The 23,278-nt window shown below is 39.2% G+C and carries 16 protein-coding genes and 1 pseudogene; 9 read left to right on the top strand and 8 right to left on the bottom strand.

Going from position 1 to position 23,278, the window contains the following annotated elements:
- The first annotated feature begins 139 nt into the window (after positions 1-139).
- From VB713_RS21835 to VB713_RS21825, 3 genes are all read left to right on the top strand, one after another.
- Complete coding sequence (locus VB713_RS21835) at positions 140-1,744, top strand: pitrilysin family protein (RefSeq protein ID WP_323313603.1); 1,605 nt, start codon at positions 140-142, stop codon at positions 1,742-1,744.
- A gap of 253 nt (positions 1,745-1,997) precedes the next feature.
- Positions 1,998-3,482, top strand: a complete 1,485-nt coding sequence (locus tag VB713_RS21830) for a pitrilysin family protein (protein WP_323313602.1) — start codon at positions 1,998-2,000, stop codon at positions 3,480-3,482.
- Between the two features lie 348 nt (positions 3,483-3,830).
- Positions 3,831-4,157 (top strand): HetP family heterocyst commitment protein, encoded by a 327-nt coding sequence (locus tag VB713_RS21825; protein ID WP_323313601.1) that lies wholly within the window; start codon positions 3,831-3,833, stop codon positions 4,155-4,157.
- Here the strand turns inward: VB713_RS21825 and VB713_RS21820 are convergent.
- The 4 genes from VB713_RS21820 to glsA all read right to left on the bottom strand — a co-directional run bounded on the left by VB713_RS21820 (position 4,121) and on the right by glsA (position 8,958).
- Positions 4,121-5,344, bottom strand: coding sequence for a bifunctional sterol desaturase/short chain dehydrogenase (locus VB713_RS21820; protein ID WP_323313600.1), 1,224 nt, complete (start codon positions 5,342-5,344; stop codon positions 4,121-4,123). The two genes, VB713_RS21825 and VB713_RS21820, sit on opposite strands and share 37 nt — an antisense overlap.
- 214 nt (positions 5,345-5,558) lie before the next feature.
- On the bottom strand, positions 5,559-6,329 hold the full coding sequence (locus VB713_RS21815) for a DUF4276 family protein (RefSeq protein WP_323313599.1): 771 nt from the start codon (positions 6,327-6,329) through the stop codon (positions 5,559-5,561).
- A complete protein-coding gene (locus tag VB713_RS21810; protein WP_323313598.1) occupies positions 6,323-7,633 on the bottom strand; it encodes an AAA family ATPase in 1,311 nt (436 codons plus the stop codon). The genes VB713_RS21815 and VB713_RS21810 overlap by 7 nt, the downstream gene beginning before the upstream one ends.
- A gap of 356 nt (positions 7,634-7,989) precedes the next feature.
- Positions 7,990-8,958, bottom strand: a complete 969-nt coding sequence (gene glsA, locus VB713_RS21805; protein ID WP_323313620.1) for a glutaminase A — start codon at positions 8,956-8,958, stop codon at positions 7,990-7,992.
- Positions 8,959-9,745: 787 nt separating this feature from the next.
- Between glsA and VB713_RS21800 the strand changes: the two genes are divergently transcribed.
- The 6 genes from VB713_RS21800 (at position 9,746) to VB713_RS21775 (ending at position 19,025) form a co-directional block, all read left to right on the top strand.
- On the top strand, positions 9,746-10,846 hold the full coding sequence (locus tag VB713_RS21800) for a septal ring lytic transglycosylase RlpA family protein (protein ID WP_323313597.1): 1,101 nt from the start codon (positions 9,746-9,748) through the stop codon (positions 10,844-10,846).
- A gap of 280 nt (positions 10,847-11,126) precedes the next feature.
- Entirely contained in the window at positions 11,127-12,770 is a 1,644-nt protein-coding gene (locus tag VB713_RS21795) for a bifunctional pantoate--beta-alanine ligase/(d)CMP kinase (RefSeq protein WP_323313596.1), read from the top strand.
- An 829-nt stretch (positions 12,771-13,599) separates the two neighbouring features.
- A complete protein-coding gene (locus VB713_RS21790; protein ID WP_323313595.1) occupies positions 13,600-14,199 on the top strand; it encodes a superoxide dismutase in 600 nt (199 codons plus the stop codon).
- Positions 14,200-14,448: 249 nt separating this feature from the next.
- A complete protein-coding gene (locus VB713_RS21785) occupies positions 14,449-14,628 on the top strand; it encodes a hypothetical protein (protein WP_323313594.1) in 180 nt (59 codons plus the stop codon).
- Between the two features lie 396 nt (positions 14,629-15,024).
- Positions 15,025-17,766: an efflux RND transporter permease subunit gene (locus tag VB713_RS21780; RefSeq protein WP_323313593.1), complete on the top strand. Its 2,742-nt coding sequence runs from the start codon at positions 15,025-15,027 to the stop codon at positions 17,764-17,766.
- Positions 17,767-17,921: 155 nt separating this feature from the next.
- On the top strand, positions 17,922-19,025 hold the full coding sequence (locus VB713_RS21775) for an alkene reductase (protein WP_323313592.1): 1,104 nt from the start codon (positions 17,922-17,924) through the stop codon (positions 19,023-19,025).
- Positions 19,026-19,216: 191 nt separating this feature from the next.
- Here VB713_RS21775 and coaE read toward each other — a convergent pair whose 3' ends face one another.
- From coaE to VB713_RS21750, 4 genes and pseudogenes are all read right to left on the bottom strand, one after another.
- Positions 19,217-19,813 carry a dephospho-CoA kinase gene (gene coaE / locus VB713_RS21770; protein WP_323313591.1) on the bottom strand — a complete coding sequence of 199 codons (597 nt, stop codon included), beginning with the start codon at positions 19,811-19,813 and terminating at the stop codon, positions 19,217-19,219.
- A gap of 48 nt (positions 19,814-19,861) precedes the next feature.
- Positions 19,862-21,561, bottom strand: a pseudogene (gene cobA / locus VB713_RS28310) (uroporphyrinogen-III C-methyltransferase).
- On the bottom strand, positions 21,554-22,051 hold the full coding sequence (locus VB713_RS21755; protein WP_323313589.1) for a tetratricopeptide repeat protein: 498 nt from the start codon (positions 22,049-22,051) through the stop codon (positions 21,554-21,556). The pseudogene cobA and the gene VB713_RS21755 overlap by 8 nt, the downstream one beginning before the upstream one ends.
- A gap of 4 nt (positions 22,052-22,055) precedes the next feature.
- The gene (locus VB713_RS21750) at positions 22,056-22,997 is read right to left on the bottom strand and encodes a homogentisate phytyltransferase (protein ID WP_323313588.1); all 942 of its coding nucleotides are present in this window, start codon (positions 22,995-22,997) and stop codon (positions 22,056-22,058) included.
- Positions 22,998-23,278 lie beyond the last annotated feature (281 nt).

Genomic DNA, 23,278 nt, shown 5'->3' with positions numbered 1-23,278 from the left:
CTATATCTCAGGAACACGACTTGTAGCAATATTGTCTAACGTTTAGCCCAAAAAGCCTAAAAAGCTTAATACAAGATTAACGCTCTGTTTTTTAATTAGTCGATTTCTCAAGAAGTGTAACTTTACTTTAATTTTTGCTATGAACCATTGGATTTTAGATTTTAGATTTTGGATTTTAGATAGGTTAATCGGTGATGCGAAGAGTTCCCAGTCCTCAGTGTTACGTCGTCTGTTAGCAACTGCTTTGGCATTGATGATATTCTGTTGGGGCTTAATGCCAGAAGTCGCCATAGGGCTGCAATCTCAGCAAACTTCAATTCAACCTTATTTAGATCGGGTAATTAAGCAGTTAACAGAATTTCGTCTTGATAATGGCTTAAAATTCATCATTTTAGAACGACATCAAGCGCCAGTAGTCTCATTTCTCACCTATGCTGACGTTGGTGGTATTGATGAACCAGTAGGACAAACAGGTGTAGCGCACTTTTTAGAACATTTGGCTTTTAAAGGGACAAAGCGCATTGGCACAACAGACTACAAAGCCGAAAAACCATTACTAGAACGCTTAGAACAGCTAGATAAAGAAATTAGAACTGCTAAAGCTGAAGATAAAAAAGACGATTTAGCGAAATTGCAAACTGAATTTAAATCAGTAGAAGCTGAAGCAGTCAAACTAGTTAAACAAAACGAAATCGGACAAATTGTTGAGCAAGCAGGGGGTGTAGGTTTAAATGCTAATACTTCTAGTGAAGCTACCCGTTATTTTTACAGCTTTCCTGCTAATAAATTAGAACTGTGGATGTCTTTGGAATCAGAACGATTCTTAGATCCTGTATTTCGGGAGTTTTATAAAGAAAAAGATGTAATTTTAGAAGAGCGACGAATGCGAGTAGAAAATTCTCCCATTGGGATGATGATAGAGAAATTTAATGATACTGCTTTCAAAGTTCATCCCTACAAACGCCCGGTGATTGGTTACGACGAAGATATCCGCAACTTAACACCGTCAGATGTGAAAAAGTTTTTTGACACTTACTATGTTCCTAGCAATTTAGCGATCGCTATTGTCGGCGATGTTAACCCCACAGAAGTCAAAAAATTAGCACAAGTTTACTTTGGCCGCTATCAAGCTAAACCCAAACCACAGCAAAAACTTTCCCCAGAACCAACGCAAACCGCAACTAGAGAAGTTACCTTAGAGCTAAATACTCAACCTTGGTATTTTGAAGGTTATCACCGTCCCGCTGTCACCCACCCCGATAATGCAGCGTATGACATCATCAGCAGTTTATTAAGTGATGGACGCACTTCACGACTGTATAAGTCTTTGATTGAAAAACAGCGTTTAGCATTGGCTGCTCAGGGTTTGAGTGGCTTTCCTGGAGATAAATACCCCAATTTGATGTTATTTTATGCTCTCACGTCTCCTGGTCACACAGTCGATGAATTAGCTATGGCTTTGGGTAAAGAAATTGAAAAATTGAAAACTGAACCTGTCTCTGAAACCGAGTTACAGCGAGTGAAAACCCAAGCCAGAGCAGGTTTATTGCGGAGTCTCGATTCCAATATGGGTATGGCCAAGCAGTTGTTGGAATATGAAGTAAAAACAGGTTCTTGGCGAAATTTGTTTCAGCAGTTGGAAAAAATTGCCGCAGTGACTCCTGCGGATATTCAGCGTGTCGCACAACAGACATTTACGCCGGAAAATCGGACAGTTGGTAAATTGTTGTCGAAGAAAGCATAGGACTTTACGGAAAAATGAACCGCAAAGAAGCGTTCACGAAGTGTCTCGAAGAGAAGAGCGCGTTTGCGTAGCGTGCCGAAGGCATAGGTAAGAGGCTTGAAAAGAGATTTTGCGTAAGTCCTGTTACTCCCTTCCCAATTTAAGATTACTGAATCTTCCTTCTTCCTTCGCGTCCTTTCCTTCGGAACGCTGCGCGAACGCGCCTTCGCGGTTCATTATAATCCATATTTTTTAATAGAAAAAGAGTAGAAAGATGAAAGGTAAAAAATTGAAATTTTCTAAAAATTGGCGTTTTATTTCGGTTTTGGTGATTGCTTTACTGTTGACGTTTAATTTTTCTAGAGTAGCGACAGCAGCAGCGAAACATTATACAGATTTACAATTTGCACCTTTACCAGAGGTGAAATTACCAAAGTATGAACGGTTTGTATTAGATAACGGTTTGATTGTCTATTTGATGGAAGATCACGATTTACCGTTGGTGAGTGGAAATATACTTGTAAAAACCGGCAGCCGTTGGGAAACAGGTGATAAAGTTGGGTTAGGAGAAATTTTTGGTTCGGTAATGCGGACTGGTGGAACTCTCAAACATTCGGCTGATGAGTTAAACGAGATATTAGAACAAAAAGCAGCGGCTGTAGAAACTGATATTTCTGAAACTTCTGGTAGTGCTAGTTTTGACAGTTTAACTGAAGATGTAGAAACGGTGTTTGGGTTGTTTGCTGAGGTATTGCGAGAACCAGCATTTGCTCAAGAAAAATTGGATTTGGTGAAAAGTCAGGCTCAGGGTGGTATTGCTCGACGCAATGATAATCCTAGTGAGATTGCGAGTAGGGAGTTTAAAAAATTAATTTATGGTCAAGATAGTCCTTATGCACGCACAGTAGAATATGCGACATTGGCTAAAATTTCCCGTGAGGATTTGCTGAAGTTTTACCAGGAATATTTTCATCCTAATAAGATGATTTTAGGCATTGTGGGAGATTTTAACTCTACCAAAATGCGATCGCTCATTCAAAGCAAATTAGGTGACTGGAAATCTGATTCCCAAATTGCTACAACTCAGTTACCGCAAGTATCACCAGCTAATTTAGGCGGTGTATTTATGGTTAATCAACCCCAACTCACACAGAGTAATATTCTCATGGGACATTTGGGCGGAAAGTTCGACAGCCCCGACTATCCAGCCTTAAATGTCATGAATGGAGTTTTAAATGGATTTGGGGGACGTTTATTTAATGAAGTGCGATCGCGTCAAGGTTTAGCTTATAGTGTATACGGCTCCTGGAGTCCCCGCTTCGATTATCCAGGAATGTTCATCGCCGGCGGACAAACCCGTTCTGATGCTACAGTCCAGTTTATCAAAGCCTTACAAGCAGAAATTCAGCGACTGCAAACTCAAAAAGTCACAGCAAAAGAACTAAATTATGCCAAAGAATCAACACTTAATTCCTTTGTATTCAATTTCCAAGACCCCAGTCAAACATTATCCCGATTAATGCGTTACGAATATTACGGCTATCCCGCTGATTTTCTGTTTACTTATCAAAAAGGTATCACCGCCACCACCACAACAGATGTGCAAAGAGTAGCCAAAAAATATCTCAAACCAGAAAATTTAGTGACTTTAGTAGTGGGTAATCAAACTGCCATTCAACCTCCATTAACCCAGTTAGCAGCCACGGTGACACCAATAGATATCACAATTCCCCCTACTGCAACCCAAGCAAATAACTAAGGAATCACCAAAAAATCAAGTCCCCAATTTTGTAGAATGGGTATCCTGCCCGTCCTTGATCATTAGCGAGCAAGGATGCCCACACCACAAGAAACTTTGATGAAATCTTGGTGTAGTTTGATAATTTTATGATCGCTTACATACCAGGAACAAAAGTTAAGGCTACTGGAGTCATAACTGGCAGGTAGTCAGGGAAGAAAGCGATCGCACATTGGCAGTGCATAAAAATGGATTAATTTCAGTCTGTTTAATAAATGGCTATTAATCAGACTTAATTCTTTACAGATTTTTACTGTATCCAGTAGCCTTAATCAATTAGTTTAAGTTCTCATTCCCAAGGTATTTAGTATGATTCAAGAAAATTTTGAGCAAAAACAACAATTAGATCCAATATTTAAACACTCACAATTTCAACAAATTATCAAAGCCATTATCCTGGGTAAATATTCTTGGGCTTGTATTTTATTCCTTCATTTTTCTGGATATGATCCTCAAGACTACATACCTCAAGAAACCTACCATAAATTACTCCAAGAAAACTTTATTTTAACTGAAGTAAATCATCCTCCAACTCATCATAGAAAATTAAAATTTCCTCGCCTTCATCTTGGGCGGACAATCAATGCCCACCCTATAAATTACTCAACCTTTGCTGACTTACTAAAAATGCGATAGTACAACCATGTACTCAATTCTTTCACCGGAAACAGCAAATAGGTCAGCGGGTTTACAGTCACAATAATATTTCTAAAATCCCGTTTGGCTAAAAACACAATACCCTTGGCAACTTGGGTTGCTGACATCACACCATAAGGATTGAGTTGACTTTTAAATGGTCCTAAAATCAACTTGCGAATTACACAAACCCCGTCTAACCGCTTGAGAGTAATAAGATCACCTAACGCTCTTTTGCTGAGTTCATACAGGGGACTCAAGGCTGGAGAAACCTCTGCTTCTGAGGTATTCACCCAAATTTCCTTAGTGGCTTTAGCTTCTGGACCTGTGACGGTGGTAGAAAATATATCTATCAACCGCAAAGCTGAAAAGGTATTGACTTGATAGGAGTTTTGAATTGCATCCGAAGTGCGATCGCTATAAACGTTCACTCCATGATTGATAATTAAAATATCCACTTTATCTAGGCTTTGTTTCAGCTGCGCTTCATTACCCAATTCCCAAGCCAGCACTTTTAACCCAGTTTGTGCCTGTATTTTATCAGGATTGGTACTTAACGCTACAACTTTAGCATTGTGTTTGAGTAATTCCCTTACCAAAGCTTGTCCTAAAGCACCTGACGCACCAGTTAAAGCAACGGTTTTACCTTTGAGGGAAAGTCCTGTTCCTAATATTTTATCCACGAGAGGAAAAACACCACTGTAATAAGCGTTAACATCATCAAAATGATGTCGCCAATGGTAAGTTCGATTTACCAACCAAACAGAAGGAATTTTTTCTAAGGGGCCGGGTAAATGATTATAGTCTGTATCTATAGTCCCTTGGAAATATCGCAAAGACGCACCATACAAAAAAGTTACCGCATACGCAACTCCCAACCATAATCCCCATTGCTGGGCAACTAAGGCTACTGCTATTAACATAACCACCAGTATAATCGACTCGACTATATCGTGATACAACTGGGAATCTATGTAAGCCTTCTGGGAAACTAAGGTTAAATCCCGACGGTAAGCCGCATGGTGCTTATTATGCCATTTAGCCAGCCAGGTGACTTGGTGACACAAAGCATGGTAACTATCTCTTAATATTTCCGTCAGCAACAGGGAACAACACCCCCAAAGAGTAAACTGTACACAGGTATTTATTAAAACCCAGTCCATTGTTAAGTTTTCAGCCAGTCTCATCACGTTTTTATTCACACAACTTAATAAAGATGGTATATTATTTAGTCCTTAAAAATGTAACCCCCTAAAGAAAAATTCTGATATTGACTGAAAGATGGAAAAGACTATAAAGATTTTTTGAAAGCAGTGATGAATAATGATCTTTCTCAGAAGTGTTCAATAAGTACAAATGATAATTAAAAAATATTTAGTGTTATTCAAAAGAACTTTAAATTTATTTATAGCCAGGAGAAGAACTGCAAAAATTATGAAGATAGTTATATAGTTCTCGAAATAAAGGACATTTGCGTTGCACTTCGTCTGGACGAATCTCTCTTAACAAATCGGGTGTATGAGATTTTTTAGAGAATGGTTGTAATTCATTATTAATATCTTCCTCGAATTTTGTTGAATCAATTAATGCATCTGAAAGTTTTTCTCGACAAGAATTTTTATTTTTATCGTATTCACTAAATGATTCTGGATTATCAAAAGGTATTTTCCTTTTGGTACTCAACCACCAACGCATCCTTTCATGTCTACTGCGGAAATCTGGATGTTTAGCTATTGTGTTACTCCAATCTGCAATAATCCAAGACTCTAATTCAGGTGCAGCAAAACTAATAAGTTTATTGATATTATCACATTCTGGAATTTTGCTTATTGCTGCTAAATATTGTTCTCTTATTGCATCTAATATTTTTTCTCTATCCATATTTTTATATTTTTCTGTGTCTGTATCTCGACAATCCAAATCATCTAATACTAAAATCAAATCACATTTATTTTGTTTATTTTGTAAAGCTATAGATAATTGTTTAGTGATTTGCACAATTAGACTATTACCCGTACTACCGTAACTAACTACTTTACCAGGCTTAGGACCCAGTTTTTGACGTATTGGTGTGTAGCGTTTAAATCTACAACCAGGAAAGTTTTTTTCTAAAAATGGAATTAGTCCTGCAACTTCGGACTCACCACCACCGGCAAAAACCCATACTACCACGGCCATCCTCCAACATTAGGATCACCAACACGATATAAATCCCCTAGTTCCCATCCTTCTTCCAGACTGGGACTAAGGATTTCTTTTGAAAGTGTTTTCATAGTAAAATGGGATTTATCTTCAGAGTAAAAACAATAAACATTTTCTAAACAATCTGTGAAATGATCTAAAAGATCAGGGCTGTGTGTAGTAACAATTATTTGAGTTTTTCTTGCTGCTTGTTTAATCCATTCAGCTAAAATCCGCATCCATGAAACGTGCAAACCTAATTCTGGTTCGTCAATGACTAACAATGAAGGAAGTATAGGAGAATATAATATAGTAGCCCAACATAACATTCTCACAGTTCCATCTGACATTTCACTCAGATAAAATGGTTCTTTACTATCTTCAAAATACCATTCTACTGTTAAAGATAAGCGACCAGAACGGATAGAACGAAGACGACGAGTTTTAGGTAATATCGACTTCATCGCTTGATTAATACTATCTTCAAAGTCGATATTTTCCTGAATTAAATTCTCTAAAACTAAAGGTAAGTTATCTCCTGATGTAGATAAATAAATATCACTTCCTCCTATTTTTGGTTCTGAGGTTCTAATTTGATTTAAATCCATATTATTGGCATTATAAAATTGCCATTTGGAAATAAATTCTACTAATTCTCGTCTCTTTTTATAGGCAGGTGTCCTTTCAGGTGAATATTTGCTATATTCAAGCAATTTCGGAAGTGTAGTCAAACCTAAAGAATTAGTGGGTATGTTATCTAATGGTTGCAAGTTGAATTTTATTGTTTGTCCACTACCATCATCAAATGTTACATCCCCTTTACCTATTTCTCTGTCATGAAATTGATAGTAGTAAAAAACTCCTGAAGGTGGTAAATCTCCTGTCTTTAAATTTCGTCCACCCAATAAAGACTCTTGCGAAATAATTACTTTATTTTTCTCTCTTTCGGCAAAAAGAGTTAAAGTCAGCATTATGCTAAATTCTTCATCGCACGGTGATAAATTGTGAGAAAAACAATATTGAAAATTAACACGGGCAGGACTTTCAACACTATTATCTAAAATTCTATCAGCCCCTAATTTGCCAACTGCATCCTCAAAGCTGGTGACACCACGACTTTCATCGGGAATAGTGGTTAAACAATCTCTTAAAAATTTCAAGCAACTGATAAAATTGCTTTTACCTGAACCATTAGAACCTATAAAAATATTGAGGCTATTTAACTTTACTGGCAGAGGTAAAGACAAATTTTTATAATTTTTAGTAACAATAAATTGCAGAATAGGTTGATTCATAATTTTTCAAACTTATCTATATCTAACTGGCGTAACTACTTAGAGACTTCCAAACAAAAGATGATCCCATAGTTTTGATAGCGTAGCGTGACGTAAGTCATGGGCAGAGGGGAGGAAAAGTTGTTTTGATTCTGTAAAATTGGATCATCTTTTTTGTGGAGTTCTCTTACCTAAATAATCAAAGCAGTTTGACTTGTACACAAACTTATTTTTAATCTCCCCTTCTCCCTCTAGGATAGAGTAAACAAGACTGGTTGTTTCCATCAAAGATATCTCCTTTCAAGTGGAAGCAGGGGAAATAGTGAGTTTATTCTCTCATTCTCCCACCCACATCTATATATAGTGTAATTTCCCATTCACCCCTTAGAACAATCAAACAGATGTAATCCCAAGCGTTGCGACAGTTCCTCACAAACTTTCACTCCCCGCACACTGTTACCCCGCACATCTAACAGCGGTGAAAACACTCCTATCCCCATTTGTCCAGGAACAACAGCAATAATTCCCCCACAAACGCCGCTTTTTGCTGGAATACCAACATTGTAAGCCCATTCACCAGCAAAGTTATACATCCCACAGGTGTACATCACACTCAAAATATCTTTGATATAACGGTTGTCCACCGCTTTTTCTTTAGTAATGGGATTCATACCTTTATTAGCGAGAGTAGCCGCCATCACAGCCAAGTCTCGACAATTAACCATCACAGAACATTGTTGAAAATATAAATCCAGGGATTCCTCAATATTTTGGTCAATCATGCCAAAATTAAGCATCAAATGCGCCATAGCACGATTGCGATGTCCTGTACTGCGTTCTGAAGTAAATACAGATATATCTACAAATACATCCCGCCCAATATAGCGCCGATACATATCTAATAATCGGTTTAAACGTTCAGTTGGTCCAGAACCTTTAATTAAACTACTAATAGCGATCGCACCCGCATTTACCATTGGGTTATAAGGTCGCTTCGATTGCTCATCTAAAATAATCGCATTAAAAGCTTCCCCCGTCGGTTCTACCCCCACCCTAGTCAAAACATAATCCCGTCCATGATCTTCCAAAGCCTGACCATAAACAAACACCTTGGAAATTGATTGAATTGTAAATAGTTGCTGAAAATCCCCAACTTCATAAATTTGACCATCTACAGTCACAATACAGATGCTAAATAAATCGGGGTTTACCTTCGCTAGTTCGGGAATGTAATTAGCTACTGTACCTGCTTCCAGGGACTTGTAATGAGAATGCAAATCTTTGAGAACTTCTAAAAATGGTAATGAAGCTATTTCTAAATCTCCAGAGTTGGCCATAAGGCTGATAACTTGCTAATAGATATTATACTTGACTTTCTAGTGAATAACGATAATGTAGGTGATTTTTGATACACCCAAGATTTGTTTTTATTCACTGACGAGAATTTTTATTCTCCCATCATGACTTTTTTTTTGACAAGAAAAAATACTTAAGGAAGTGATAGCGGATTTTATTCCTGTAAATATACTGGAAAATTTTATTTTAAATAATACTCTTAGTATCTAAGTCGATCTCGCAATCTGTGTATTAAATATAACCAATAAATTACCGTCGCTTTAGTCTAGTTATCTCAGATGATTTTTTTAGATAATCATCAATTGATTAAGTTTAGCTGAATTTTCATACTCATAACTTCATTAAGCATAAATACTTAAGCGCGAAACTTAAAGATATAATTCTTAATAAAAATCCTATTGAATACTGGTTAAATATAGCACCTCAGTACAGTTGATATCTAGCGACTCATCAAGATAGTAGCCACCTCAATAAATCATCGCCTGATATTAATTCTTCATAAGAAATTATTGACGTTCCGAAAAAAAATGTTACAAAGCCAAAAACCTGATTTGAAAAAGGTTTGACCTGAAAAATCCACCTGGGAATTGGAAGGTTGGAGAAAACCCTACGCTAAAACCCTGATCCCCAAGCCAAAAGGTTCATGTTACTCTGTTGCAGTTATAAACAAAAAGTGAAAGCGGAACAGGTTCGAGTTTTAGGGAATATCATAATCACTTGTGAAAAACCCACCAATTATAAAACTTCAGTTCTATAGTCGCTTTAAAAATCGGAAGCATGAATCAAAGACATTTGTGGACTACTGCCGCCTTGTTTCTGACCGTTTTGGGTACGCCCTCAGTCGGTCTGGCTCAAACAACTGAGGAAAAGACTCCAATTTCCCAAGCATCGGCTCTAACTGATGTAGAGAAAGTAGGAGAATATCAATCCCCAGTACAGAAACCTACCTTGAATGCTGTGAAAACGGACATTCATCCTCACAGTATTGGAGGCCGTCAGGCAGCAACCCTTTACATCCGGAATATTCCTGTTCTTACCTTTCTGAGTTCTGCACCAGTTACTAATGCAGAAACCAAAGTTGGTGCAGTTGGAAATGGAAATGGCGTAAAGTCATATGCCCTTGTTTCTAATAATTCAGCAAAGGTAGCCAGTATTGGGAACGTGATAGATGTGAGCAAATCTCCTAGCTCCATTGCCGATGACCCAGTTCAAAGAGCTAGTGTGGTAGCATCGAGAATCAATCAGCTGATTCAGAATAATGTAGATGCCAGCCAGATTACCGTAAGTTGGAAAACAGCAGACAAATCTCCAGTTAATCATAAAGCCCAAGACAAAGAACTCTCTGTTAAACAGCAGCTAGATCGCTACACCATTAAATTTGATGGTCAAGAATTGGTGGAAATCAATCAAGGTACGCAACTAGCAGATAGCACTAAAGATTTAGCACAAGATGCCTTGCAAGCAACCAATCGTCTAAGAAGACTCATTGGTAATGCATCTCCTATCAGCAAAATTGCTAATTTACCAGTTAGTACATCAGCATTGACATCAAAGCTGCCACAACAGATTGCCCGTGGATTTAAAATCAACTTCCAGGGTATAGCTTCTTGGTACGGTTATGATTGGGCTGGCAGAAAAACTGCCAATGGGGAGAGATTTAATCCTGAAGCAATGACAGCAGCTCACCGCAGTTTACCTATGGGGACAAAAGTTCGTGTGACTAACACTCGGAATAATCGTTCTGTGGTTGTGCGAATCAATGATCGAGGCCCATACATCGGTGGTCGAATTATTGATGTTTCTATTGGTGCAGCCAAGTTATTAGGGATGGTTGGCAGTGGAGTTGCTCCAGTGCGTATTGATATTCTGGGAAGGTAGCCTCTTTTCTAGTCCTTTTTCGCTTTTCACTTAAATGCCTCTAGTTCAACCATCTCTTATACTGCAAACGGGTGAAATTTGGACTTATGTCATACTGAGCGTAACGTAGTGCAGCGAAGTATCTCGGAGATTCTAGAGCCTACGGCACGCTACGCGAACACTTCGTTCAGAATGACACTTTTAACCCGTTTTTAGTATACCTCGATTATGGCTTGTGCCATGCTCCGCTATCAGATATAAACTAACGGGGGAGAGGATAGATAAGAACTAGGGGTATTTTGTGCGCCTGCTGACAACAGTTGCAGCTTTACGCTGTTATTTAACCCAACGTCGCCGCAAGGCGGCCAGACTTACTTCTACGGAAAGCAATCTGATGCTTCCAGAGGAGCTATTAATTGATGATCAAACTACTTGGTATTTGACAGAAGTTGGTTTAGTCCCAACTATGGGAGGTCTGCATCAAGGTCATTTCAGTCTCATTGAACGAGCTAGGCAAGAAAATTCTACGGTGATTGTCAGTATTTTTGTTAATCCCTTGCAATTTGGCCCAAAGGAGGATTATCAACTCTATCCCCGTACTTTAGAGCAAGACCAAAAACTTTGTGAACAAGCTGGAGTGGATGCGATTTTTGCCCCTACTCCGGAAGAAATGGGAATTGCTCAGAATATTACACAAGAAACTTCAGTTACACAAGTTATCCCTCCATCTGGTATGATAAATAGCTTGTGTGGTAGTTATCGGCCTGGTCATTTTCAAGGTGTGGCGACGATTGTCACCAAGCTTTTCAATTTGGTTCAGCCTGACCGAGCCTACTTTGGTCAAAAAGATGGTCAACAACTGGCAATTATTAAACGGCTAGTGGCTGATTTAAATTTGCCGATAGAAATTGTTGCTTGTCCAACGGTGCGGGAATCTTCTGGCTTGGCTTTGAGTTCTCGCAATCAATATTTGACTGCAACGGAAAAAGAGCAAGCTACGGTGTTATTTAAAGGCTTGCGGCAAGCTGAGGCGGCGTTTCGTGCTGGCGATCGCAACAGCAGCCAGCTGATAGCATTGGTGTGGCAAGAAATCGCAAAGGTCAGCACTATCTATGTGGAATATATTGAATTGGTTGAACCGAATACATTGATGTTTTTAGCAAAAGTTGAGGAGGAAGGAATGCTGGCGATTGCAGCCCGTCTTGGTTCTACACGTTTGATTGATAATACCATCTTGCACGATGTCTATGACGGGCTACGGGAACCGATCATCGCCATTGATGGTCCTGCGGGTGCTGGTAAATCGACAGTGGCTCGCCAAGTAGCAAACCAGTTAGGTTTAGTGTATTTAGATACGGGCGCTATGTACCGGGCTATTACTTGGCTAGTGCTACAAAAAGGTGTTGCTATTGATGATGAATGTGCGATCGCTGAATTAGCTAACCAGTGTAAAATTGAACTTACTCCCAGTCAAACCCTGCAATCTCCTGTACAAGTGTTGATTAATGGTAATGATGTCACTCAAGAAATTCGCACCATTGAGGTAACATCACAAGTTTCAGCCATCTCCGCCCAAAACGCAGTTCGGAAAGCACTAGTCAAACAACAACAAATCTGGGGTAAACGAGGTGGTTTAGTAGCTGAAGGCCGGGATATCGGTACTCACGTCTTCCCCGATGCCGAAATAAAAATCTTTTTAACTGCTTCTGTTGGTGAACGCGCACGTCGTCGTCAGCAGGACTTTACAAAACAAGGTCAACCTGAAGTTAGTTTAGAACAGTTGGAACGAGATATTGCAGAACGCGATCGCAAAGATAGCACTCGCAAAATTTCTCCCTTGCAAAAAGCGGCAGATGCAGTAGAAGTTCAAACAGATGGACTCAGCCCTTCGCAAGTAGCCACCCAAATCGTTGATTACTACCAAAAACACTGTACAGAATCGTAACTTTTGTATTTTTTCTCCTTGGCTGTTGATATTGAAATCGAACAAATTAAATAGGTTACGAGCTATCAATTTGCATCTGTGGGTTTAGCAATGCTAAACCCCTAATTTTGAAAACTATTTGCCAACAAAATATAAATCGTTTATAACTGCAAAGATGCAAAGATAATAATTTATTTAAGACTAATTGATTAAATATAGCTTTTTGATACTATCAATTATTTAAATAATTATTCATCTAACTAAAGATAGATTTTAAATATATCAATTTATATATAAAACTAACTCGCTAAAAACTCAGTAATTAGCTCAATAGGTAGAAATAAAATCCCTGCAAATAATTATAATTATTTATAGTTAGTCCGCATCACATAAATAGAGCATACACCACTTCCCGGTGTTATGAAGTACAAGAACCCAACCCCCTCCCCGCAAGCGATGAGGGGGCTAAGATGTACCTCATAAGAGCGGAAACCGCTGTATCTACAAAAGATTAAAGAATTAACCTGTTTTTAATCTCTCCTTGAGTAGAAGCAACTATACTAAAAATGTGTATATTTGAGACTAAAAGGTTTATGGTTATCTGCTCATAGCGCCTAATTAGCTCCGCAGATGAAGAATTAGAACGTTCTATTGAAAATCATAAACTTGGCAAAATTTGACTTACTGGTCGAACTACTTTGACTGAAGTTTCATTTTGGTAGTAAAATGACTAAGTTAAGTTTTATATCCCAATATAAGGATATAAAATTGAATCAATACAAAACCTGTAGTTTTCTAAATTTAGGCAATAGCTTTAAACTAGAAAACAGTAAAGAGAGGATTTCAAAATATGGCATTTTCACAACTTCCACTACCCTTCGACTTTAACGCTTTAGAAGCTTATGGCATGAAGGGTGAAACCTTTGAATATCACTATGGTAAACATCACCAAGCTTATGTAAACAACCTCAATAAGCTCACCGATGGTACAGAACTTGCTGATAAGTCCCTCGAAGAAGTAATTCAAATTTCTTTCAAAGACTCCTCTAAAGGTGGTATCTTCAACAACGCTGCTCAAGTTTGGAACCATACCTTCTTTTGGAACTCTTTGAAACCCGCTGGTGGTGGCGCACCCACAGGCGCACTAGCCGCTAAGATTGACAAAGATTTTGGTAGCTTTGACAAATTCAAAGAAGAATTTTCTACTGCGGCTTCAACTCAGTTTGGTAGCGGTTGGGCTTGGTTGGTTGATGATGGTGGTACGCTGAAGGTGATGAAAACACCAAACGCAGAAAACCCACTAGCGCATGGTAAAAAAGCACTTCTCACCTTGGACGTTTGGGAACACGCTTACTACATCGACTACAGAAATGCTCGTCCAGCATTCATCAAGAATTATTTGGATCAATTGGTTAACTGGGAATTTGCTGCTGCAAATCTAGCTGCTTAATCAACCGTTGATAGAAAGCTTTCATTGATATTCCCCATGCCTAACCAGCAGGGGATTTTTAATCAAGCCATCTCAGACGTTTATGCCTCATATGGCTTGATCCCCTGTTATTGGTTCAAATCCTCAAAATTTAACTCTCCACAGCGTGAAAGTAAAATTGGGGTGCAATTTGATCAAATTTACTACAACTTGCTCGCCTGGTCTTTAAACCACCGTTGACTAGTTTTATGGTTAGTTGGTGGTTTTGCCTTGATTACCCTGATTTCCAAAGGCTTTATTCCCAAACTTGACCAGGGCGAGTTCAATATAGTCTCTACTTCTGCCTTGCCTAGTGTTCCTGATCCCCGACTATTGGCGCAAGCAGGACAAGAACAACGAGGAGAACCAGGAAGGCTACCGGAACAAGGAGAAACGAACATAAGAGGATAAAAAAATTCCTCTTCGGCTGCGGCGATTCCGGCTTTATCATCTCCAATTCCTATCCAATTCCTATTCCTATTCCTTTAAATGATTCTCTGGATGTTGCGAAGAAACTGGAATTAGTGGTGAGAAAGTCTCCCGAAGTGGAAACTGTGTTTATTATTGTAGGTTCCCGTGTAGGTGAGCCGAGTGAAGAGAAGCTTGATGTGAATCTGAAAAAAGACAGAATTATGACAACAGCTGCACTGTAAGACCAACTGCGCTACTATTGGCATTGCGATCGCACTCCATGAGTCCATCATCCACAACGCAGGATATAGTCATTTACAAAAATGTCCAAAATGTAGGCCATTAATGTAGCATGACAAATGATTGTGTCAGCGGCAGGATGATTGGTTTTCCAAGATGGAACAGACTAATAGCTCAAAATCAGCACGCGAAGTTTTTAATATATCCAGATGGGCAATTAAATTTTCGTGGTTGACGGTATGTTTTTGGATAGCGGTGACAGTAGCGGGCGTTCTCGCTTTCGGTTCTCTCAAATACGCTTTGTTTCCAGATATTACCTTTCCGGTGGTGGTGGTAAATGCCCAAGCACCATTAACTTCGGCTTTAGATACAGAAACCAAGTTAACGAAACCATTGGAAGAAAGCCTCAAATCCCTGGCAGGAATTGAAAATATCCGTTCCTCAACTTATCCGGGGCAAAGTGCTGTTAGCCTGTTGTTTGCAGTTGGTACAGATTTAGAAACATCTACTCAAGAAACTACAAACGCACTGAAGGGGTTAAAACTCCCGGAAGGAGCTAATTATCAGATTATTCCTTTAAACCTGAATGAGTCATCAGTCATTAGTTATGCCATTGAGAGTCAGTCAGGAAATTTGAGTGATTTGCAAAAATTGGCCAATGATAAAATTTTACCTGCGATCGCAAAATTGCCAGGAGTTCTCAAAGTTTCACTATTAGGCGCTGCTCCAAAATCACCTCCTCTCAATCCCAGTAATGCCTCTACAGCTTTAACCGGGGGAGCAAATTTAGTCAGATTTAATGGTCAAGATGTACTCGCATTTCAAGTCATCAAGCGTGGTGATGCTAACGCCTTAGAAGTAGTCAATCGAGTCGAACAGGAAGTAGAAAACCTGCGTTCTACCTTAAAAGATGTCAAACTTACCCTAGCGGCTACCCAAGCAGAATATATCCGCCAAGCCACCAAATCAACCATAGATGCGTTGATAGAAGCCATCATCTTGGCAGTAGTGGTAATTTTCCCATTTTTATGGAATTGGCGAGCCACATTAATTTCTGCATTGGCAATTCCCACATCGTTGTTAGCGACGTTTATCGTCATGGCGATTTTCGGCTTCAACCTAGAAACAATTACGTTGTTAGCCTTAGCTTTAGTGATTGGTAGTGTCATTGATGATGCCATCATTGATGTAGAAAATATCACAAGGCACATCGAAGAAGGTCAAAGTCCCCGTGAAGCGGCCTACTCAGCTACTGATGAAATTGGCTTAACTGTCGTCGCCACAACTGCCACATCTGTTGCTGTTTTCTTACCTATTGGTTTAATGGGTGGAGTCGTCGGGCAGTTTTTTGAGCCGTTCGGAATTACGGTTTCTGCTGCCTATATTGCTTCTACATTGGTAGCTCGGACTTTATCACCTGTTTTATCTATTTATTGGCTCAAACCTGTTCAGAAAAATTCCAAGAACGGAGAATTGAACCGCAAAGAACGCGAAGACAAGAGTGTATCCAAGAGTTCTTGGGTAAGTCTTGCAAATATTGGAGTTTATTTTACCGACGCTTATCGAAATTTACTCTCTTGGTCTTTGAACCATCGCAAAATAGTTATTGCCTTAGCCGTACTCAGTTTTATTGCGGGTATTGCCATAATTCCCTTTATTCCCAAGGGTTTTATCCCCAAACTAGATCGCGGTGAATTTAACATTACCTACACTGCACCTCTGCCGAAAATACCGGAAGGCAGGGGAGCAGGGAGCAGGGAGCAGGGGGGAAATAACTTCCCAGTCCCCAGTCCCCAGTCACCAATACCTATTCCTAATCCTCTCAATGACTCGCTGGAGGTGGCGAAAAAACTAGAAGCAGAGGTGAGAAAATTCCCAGATGTGGAAACAGTTTTTACTACTGTCGGTTCTCGTGGGGGTGAGCCAAATAAAGGAACTCTCTATGTCAAACTCAAGGAAGATCGCACAATTAAAACGGCAGAATTACAAGATCAATTACGCCAAACTTTACCTAAACTTCCTGGTGTGACTACCAGTGTGGAAGATATTCAATTTGTGGATACTGGTGGAGAAAAACCTTTACAGATAGCACTTCGCGGTAATGACCTCAAAGCTTTGAATCAAGCTGCTAAGACTATTAAAGACCGCATTACCAAAATCCCAGGATTTGCAGATGTCACAGTTACGGGAGACACAGGCAATGCAGATCAGGTTTTTCAAATTGAACGGCTAAACCAGGAACGGGTAGCATACATCAGTGCTAATTTGGGTCAGGGTTTAACTTTGGGTGATGCTACAGATAAAATTGTTGCGGAAGCGAAAGGAGTTTTACCTGTTGATATCACTTTAGGTTTAGGTGGAGATTCTGCCCGACAAAACGAGGTTTTTGGTAGTTTTATTTCAACTTTGATTTTATCGGCTTTGTGTATCATTGTTGTGTTAATTCTACTATTTAGAAGTTGGGTAGATCCTTTGGTAATTGGGGTTTCTCTACCACTGGCTGTGGTGGGGGCGATGTTAGCATTACTCTTGACTAAGAGTGATTTTGGCATGATTTCGCTAATTGGGTTTGTGTTCTTGCTGGGACTGGCAAATAAAAACGCTATTGTTTTGGTTGATTACATTAATCAGTTACGCCAAGCAGGTTTAGAACGCAGGGAAGCAATCCTCAAAGCTGGGCCAGTCAGACTCAGACCAATTATGATGACCACTGTATCTACTCTTTTAGGGATGTTACCCATCGCTTTGGGTTTTGGTGCGGGTTCAGAATTGCGATCGCCTATGGCTGTGGCTATTGCTGGCGGTTTGGTGACTTCTACTATCCTCAGTTTGATTGTTGTCCCAGTTGTTTACGCGATTCTAGATGATTGGTTTCCCAGAAAGAAGATGACTCAATAACAGCTTTTAGGGTGCGTCAATTTTGGCTCTTCATTACTTGTAAATAGGTTATGGGTTAAAAATTACCTTGACCCCAATGAAGAAAAACTACAGTTTTTATCTTAGATGAGGTTTAGATTATCTTAGATACTTAAAAACGATTCCAGTTAGACTTTATGGATAACACGCTGCAATTATTAACCCCTGTACAACTTGGTACGTACACCTTACCGAATCGTTTGGTGATGGCTCCTTTAACCCGCTGTCGTGCTGCGGCTGGCAACGTTCCCTACGAACTCCATGCCACCTACTATGCACAACGAGCAACTGCTGGACTGATTATTTCCGAAGCATCCCAAGTCTGTCCCCAAGGACAAGGTTATCCCGCTACCCCCGGCATCCATTCCGCTGAACAGATTGCTGGTTGGAAAAAAGTTACCCAAGCGGTTCACGACAAAGGTGGTCGCATTTTTCTGCAACTCTGGCACGTTGGGCGCATTTCCCATCCTGATTTTCAGCCAAATGGTGAATTACCCGTTGCCCCTAGCGCGATCGCCCCAACAGGAGAAATCGGAACCTACGAAGGCATGAAACCCTACGTCGCACCCCGCGCTCTTGAATTAGAAGAAATCCCCAGCGTGATTGACCAATATCGTCAAGGTGCGAAAAATGCCCTCGAAGCAGGTTTTGACGGCGTTGAAGTACATGGTGCAAATAGTTATCTGATTGATCAATTTTTGCAAGACTGCACCAACCACCGCACCGATGCCTATGGCGGCTCAGTGGAAAATCGATCGCGCTTTTTGATGGAAGTTCTGGAAGCCGTGATTGAAGTCTGGGGTAGCGATCGCGTTGGTTTGCGATTATCTCCTTCCGGCAGTTTTAACGACATGGGCGACTCAGACCCCAAGACTCTCTTCAGCTATGTCGTGCAGGAACTCAACAAATTTAACTTAGCCTACCTGCACCTCATAGAACCCCGTCTCAATGCGAACCAAGATACCCTAGAAAATCTCAGTAGCGACCTCACTGCTGGTTTTTTCCGTCCCCTGTTTAAGAGCAAAATTATTGCCGCTGGTGGATTAAACCGTGAAATTGGCGAACAAATTATCTCTAAGGGCGAAGCTGATCTAATTGCCTATGGTCGCATCTATATTTCCAATCCTGACCTTGTGAAACGTTTTGCTCTGAATGCGTCGTTAAATCCCTACGATCGCAGTACCTTTTACGGCGGCACAGAAAAGGGCTACACCGACTATCCCTTTTTAGAAGAAGCGTAAAGTTATGACCTCGGAGTGCCGATTTTAAGAGTTGCTCTAGCTTGGTGATTGTAACTACCCCTGTTAAGGGGTACTGTCCCCTTTTAAAAAATTCCAGTTCTCAACCTTCACGAGGTTTAATTGGAAGGATTTTAACGTTTTCAAATTTCAGAAAAATTTGTTTTCTGAGATTTAAAACTGTTGATTTTTTGCTATTGAGTATAAACCGATTTCATCACCAAATCTATTTGTTGTAAAAGTGATTCTAAAGTTGAGGAATTATTTAAAACCACATCAGCACGCGCTGCTTTTTCAGCAATAGATAATTGACTATTAATTCTAGCTACAGCTTGTTCAGTAGTTAAATGATTTCGCTGAATTAATCTTTCTTGTTGCTGTTCTGGTGAACAAAATACAACCCAAATTTCATTAACTAAATTCTCTAAACCAGCTTCAAATAACAGAGGAATAACTAAAACTAAGGTATTTGCAGATGATTCATTAATAGCTTGAGAAAAACAATTCCTTACATAAGGATGAATTAAATTTTCTACCCAATAACGTTCTTCTGGCTGATTAAAAATAATTTCTCCCAGTTTAGAACGATTTAAATTACCATCTGATAACAAAATTTCTTGGCCGTAACGTTGGGAAATTTGTGTAATGATAAGTGAACCAACAGATACTGCATCTCTAGCATAAATATCTGCATCTAAAATTGGTAAATTATAAACAGTAGCTAAATAATTAGTCACTGTACTTTTACCTGTAGCTATACCACCAGTTAAACCGATTAAACGTTTTGTCATTAGCCATTAGCAAAAGTCTTTCTCTAATCCTCAGTTCTTAATACCCAATTACCCTTTCGACCATTTTATAATTGCCTTAATTAAACCATCTACAGTATATTCCTCAGCTTCAATATCGACACGTCCAAATAAATTAGAGCAAATTTTAGAAGTTTGTGGTCCAATAGAAGCAATGCAAATTTCGTCGAAATAAGGTGTCATCCCATTTGTCAATTTACTAGTTGCTAATAAATAGAAAAACTGCACAGTTTTAGAACTAGCAAAGGTAATTACATCTAGGGTACGATTTTGCAAAGCTAATTCTGCTGCTGGGGGAATACTCTGGGGACAACAAGATTCATAAGCAGGAACTTCGATAACTTCTGCACCTTTTGTGGTTAATTCTTTAACTAAAAGTTCTCTACCCCCGGTTTCAACTCTAGGAAATAAAATCTTTTTACCTGCTAAGTCTTCAGGAAAGTTGTCCACTAAGGAGTCAGCGATAAAATGAGGAGGAATAAAATTAGGTCGGATATTGTGTTTTTTAAGACTTTGGGCTGTTTTTTCACCAACAACGGCAATTTTAATCTTTTTTAAAGTAGTTTTATTTTTACCTTGGGTGTGAAGTCTCTGAAAAAAGTAGTCTACAGCGTTGCTGGAAGTGAGAATTAACCAGTCGAAAGTCGATAAATCAACAATTGCTTGATCTAAAGCTTTCCAGCTGGAAGGGGGTCCAATTTCTAAAGCTGGCATTTCAATTACTGTAGCACCTGCTGCTGACAAGCGATCGCCAAATTGGCTTGACTGTCCAACCGAACGTGTGACTAGAATGGTTTTACCTGAAAGAGGAAGATTGCTTGACATAGTTGAAATATAAGAGTTTTGGCTATTTAGAAGATATTTGTTTTCAGGTAATATCATGGTTGCTTATGAGCTTTGCTGCCCGTCAAATATACAATTTGTTTGACATTCTCAGGGCGAAAGCCGCTAAAATTATTAATCAAGGACATGGCTTGCTCAGGCAGGATTGCTCCAACCTGAGTTAAGTAATTATACTATAAATATTTGCGTAATCGGACAACTTCACCGATGACAATTACTGCTGGGGAGAGAGTTAAACCCCCAGTTTGTGCTATAATATTGCCTAATTCACCTATGTAGATTTCTTGATTGGGAGTTCCTGCCCAACGGATAATAGCAATTGGTGTGGAGTGGGATTGGTTATGGCGTAGCAGTTGATAAACGATTTCTGCTAAATTTTTCCCCCCCATCAAAATTACCAAAGTTTCTAATCTTGATAATGCTTCCCAGTCCAAAACATCCGGCTCATGTGCTGTCAATACAGCAAAACAGCGACTGAGAACGGTATCTGTCAGAGGAATTCCGGCAAGTAAAGGTGCTGCTAAAGCTGAAGAGATTCCTGGTATAACTTCAAATTCACAACCAGCAGATTTTAAAGCTTCTATTTCGGAAATACAACGGCCAAAAATAAAAGGATCTCCTGATTTCAGCCGAATAACTTGTTTACCTTCTTGACAATGCTTAACTAGTAAATTGTTAATTTCAGCTTGGGGAGTGCTGGGTTTACCACCACGTTTACCAACATCTAATTTCAGACAATCAGGTGGTACACAATCTAACAATTGAGAATCTACTAAAGCATCATAAACTAATACCTGGGCAGATGCCAAGAGACGATAAGCTTGGACAGTTAAATATGCTATGTCTCCAGGGCCTGCACCAACAAGGTAAACTTTACGATTAGTCATTAGTTACTTTTTTACCTGTTCCCTCTTCCTTTTTACCTCCTATTTCCTGGAGAATTTTATCTATTGTTTCTACTTTTTGAGGTTGGCGCTGTTTTTGAAATAAATCTTTGGCTTGTTGGAGGTTATTTATTGCTTCTTCTTCATTTTTTTGAAGTAGCAAAATATTCGCCAAGCGGAGGTAAGCATTAGGATTTTTGGGATTAAGAATAATTACTTCGCTGAATAATTCTTTGGCTTGATCAATTTCGCCTTTGTGGTTTAAAATATCTCCCAATAACAATCGCACCATATCATTAGTAGAGTTGATGGCAATTACTTGACGAAAAGCTGCTTCTGCACCTTCGTAATCTTTGGCTTGAAAAAGCTTGATGCCTTTTTGAAACAGGTTTGAGGTAATTAATGTTCTCCAGGCAAAATAAATGAGAGTCCCAATACTGACAATTACTAAAGATATAGCAAAAATATTACTAACTGGTAAAGTTTCTAACATGATTTTAAGCCAAAATACACGCAAAGGGGAAAATTAGATATTCGATGAAAAACAGTTTCCAGATAAACTGATAAAAACTTGCGATCGCACTTTTATCTTGCAAGTCTACTTTTCTACTTTGCCACCACATGACAATTAAGGCTACTATATGGGTGATAAATATAAATATGGCATTTACTTCGGCTAAACCTAATACAGCTACCATAATCATTCCTACATAACAAACAGTTAACACCCAAAGGGCAAGATTGAATATTGCTTGTTGTCCCAGTTGCAGGGTAAATGTAGTAATGTTGTAAAGTTTATCACCTTCTATATCAGGGATATCTTTAAAGATAGCGATCGCAAATGTAAACACTAATATAAACGCAGTCAGCGCCCATACAGCACCTGGAATACTTTGGCTTTTTTGAAATAACCAATTAAAGTGCAAAAATAGTCCTAAATTAACAATTGTTCCTCTAACAGAAAAGATACACAGTGCAGCCCAAAAGGGAAACTGTTTTAAGCGAATTGGCGGTAAAGAATAAGCTGTACCAATTGCCAAACTAATTGCCACCATTCCCAATAAATAAGGGCCGTTTAACCAAGCTGTAATCAGTGCTAAAATTCCGGTAATAATGACAATTAATTTACCTTGTTCTTTAGTAAATTCACCTGATGCTATGGGTAAATGAGGTTTATTAATTTTGTCAATATCCACATCTTCTAATTGGTTTAAACCAACAATGTAGATATTGCCAGATATACAAGCAATCCAAGTTCCTAAAATTTGACCGAGATGAGGATTAGAAAAGTTGGTGGAAGTGACACCAAGGGTAATTAGATATAAACCCAATACACTTAAACTTGTGCCGATAATTGTGTGCGGTCGGGAAAATTTCCAAAAGGCATAAAGCCAGTTTACCGAAGAAATCGGAGAATTCTGTTTATAAAATTGATTCATTTTTTACTCTCTACGTGGAAACTACAAAAGAATTACTAGAAGTACTAGATTACAAAGGGCGGGGAGACCCCACCCCTACAAGGCTTTAAAAGGTGCTTATAGCGGTATGCACCTATGAGGTACAGAATTCACGAAACAAGCCACATAGCAAAAGACTCTTAAATCCTGAATCCTGAATCCTGAATCCTGAATCCTGAACTCCTGAACTCCTGAACTCCTGAACTCCTGAACTCCTGACTCCTGCCTCCTACCTCCTGCCTCCTACCTCCTGCCTCCTGCCT

Source organism: Anabaena cylindrica UHCC 0172, from assembly GCF_034931625.1.
GTDB lineage: Bacteria > Cyanobacteriota > Cyanobacteriia > Cyanobacteriales > Nostocaceae > Anabaena > Anabaena cylindrica_A.
The sequence above is the reverse complement of the archived record's forward strand: the minus strand, read 5'-3'. Positions and strand labels throughout refer to the sequence as shown.